The organism is Anaerococcus sp. HMSC075B03 (assembly GCF_001815585.1).
Lineage (GTDB): Bacteria > Bacillota > Clostridia > Tissierellales > Peptoniphilaceae > Anaerococcus > Anaerococcus vaginalis.
On the sequence record NZ_KV821193.1, the window covers coordinates 90,820 to 91,078 of the forward strand.

The window sequence follows — 259 nt, forward strand, 5'->3', positions numbered from 1 at the left end:
CAATTTTTCTATTTTTTCTCTCATATAATCTATATCTTTCTTATAAATTACTCCCGTTGTATTAGTAGCTTTTGCGATCTGGTTTATGTTATTTGTTGCATTTGAAAGTAGCCATTGGAGATCTCTAAATGGTTCTAGGTCTACAACATATATCTCTTTTTCTAATACACATTTTCTAAGAAAGTGGGACATAGTTTTGCAGTTTGCAAGTCTCATTTTCTTTTCAAAGATTTCTTTTTCTTCATCTGTTAAATATATT

1 protein-coding gene is annotated in these 259 nt (G+C 28.6%); it reads right to left on the bottom strand.

Going from position 1 to position 259, the window contains the following annotated elements; all coding sequences use genetic code 11:
• Positions 1-258 (bottom strand): plasmid mobilization protein (locus tag HMPREF3045_RS05850; protein ID WP_070737946.1); only part of this gene is annotated, 258 nt, incomplete at its 3' end.
• Position 259 lies beyond the last annotated feature (1 nt).